Raw genomic sequence first — 1498 nt, forward strand, 5'->3', positions numbered from 1 at the left:
TAAAGTGAACCCCCAAGGTTGGACAGAAAAATCCAATTTTGGGGGTTTCATTTATGAGTAAATTTAATTTCGATTTTAAAGTTAAGATTGTCACCGAGTATTTAAGTGGTCAGGCAGCTTATTCACTAGCGAGAAAGTATGGGATTGGCAGCAAGGCTACCGTTTCAATTTGGATTCAGCGATTTGAAAGATTTGGTATTAAAGGACTTCAGCCAAAAGCCATGGACTTAGAATACACTAGTCAGTTTAAAGTTGATGTATTAAACTGGAGGAAACAAAATCAGGCCTCACTTCCAGTAACCGCCTTACACTTTAATTTATCCTCGCCAAGTACAATTTGGCAATGGGAAAAGCGATTTGAGACATTAGGAATTGAAGGGCTTGAGCGAAAGCGAGGCAACTCGAAAAATATGGCAAAACACAAGAATGAGAACGCTAAACCAGTTGTCCAAAAGGACAACTCAACAACAAAAGATACTTTAAAGCAACTCCAAAAAGAGAATCAAATGTTGAAGATTGAGAATGAATACTTAAAAAAATTAGAAGCCTTAGCTCGGAAAAAATCAGCACAAAGGAAATCTCGAAAATAGCGACTGAGTTGAGGCAAATATTCCAAGTATCAATTAAATTGATTCTCAAAGTAATTAAAATACCGCGTAGCACGTATTACTACACTCGAAATCATGAAGGTCGAAAATTCAATGACGATCAAGTTATTCAAGCAATTGATGAAATTCGACAACAAGATTTAAAATACACAAAGAAGTACGGGTACCGTCGAATTACAAGTGCTCTGCATGATTTAAGATTTCAGATAAATCACAAGCGGGTTTTACGTATTATGCAAGAACATGCCTGGATATGTCATGCCTTTAATCGCCAAACTCGTAAATATAACTCGTATAAAGGATTAGTTGGTATGATTGCCCCTAATCGGTTAAAGCGTCGCTTTAAGACCGACAGACCCTATCAAAAACTTGTAGCAGACGTCAGTGAATTTCGATATGGATCTATGGGAACAAATGAACGCGTTTATTTGGAACCGGTACTAGATTTATTCTCTGGAGAAATTTTAGCATTTAATATAAGTGAACATCCAACAGTTGAATTCGCCATTAAACCGCTCAAAGAAGCTTTAGAAGGACTTCCGGCACTAAATTATCGGACAACAGTTCATACTGACCAAGGCTTTCAGTATCAACATCGCCAATGGCGAACGCTCTTGAAAGAACATCATGCATTCCAAAGTATGTCTCGTAAAGCGACTTGCCTTGATAATGCAGTAATGGAGTCATTCTTTCATATTATGAAAGCAGAAATGATGGATGAACATTTTGAAGATAAAACTAGCCTAATTCAAGCAATGAAAGATTGGATAGACTTCTATAACAACCGTCGTATCAAAACAAAATTAAACGGCAAGCCCCCGGTAAAATACCGAGAACTCGCCGTTCAAAAAGCAGCTTAACAATTTGTCCAATTTTAAGGGTTCACTTCA

The 1498-nt window shown here is 37.2% G+C and carries 2 protein-coding genes; both read left to right on the top strand.

Annotated features, from left to right (window positions below; translation table 11 throughout):
* Positions 1–53: 53 nt before the first annotated feature.
* Positions 54–590 (top strand): helix-turn-helix domain-containing protein, encoded by a 537-nt coding sequence (locus IV54_RS12085; RefSeq protein ID WP_011005829.1) that lies wholly within the window; start codon positions 54–56, stop codon positions 588–590.
* Positions 587–1468, top strand: coding sequence for an IS3 family transposase (locus IV54_RS12090; RefSeq protein WP_237756681.1), 882 nt, complete (start codon positions 587–589; stop codon positions 1466–1468). Before IV54_RS12085 ends, IV54_RS12090 begins: the two co-directional genes overlap by 4 nt.
* Positions 1469–1498: the final 30 nt, after the last annotated feature.

Source organism: Levilactobacillus paucivorans (genome assembly GCF_001437125.1).
Lineage (GTDB): Bacteria > Bacillota > Bacilli > Lactobacillales > Lactobacillaceae > Levilactobacillus > Levilactobacillus paucivorans.

Excerpts from the sequence above, each read along its gene's own strand:
- IV54_RS12085 (WP_011005829.1), top strand. The coding sequence starts at position 54 with ATGAGTAAATTTAATTTCGATTTTAAAGTTAAGATTGTCACCGAGTAT.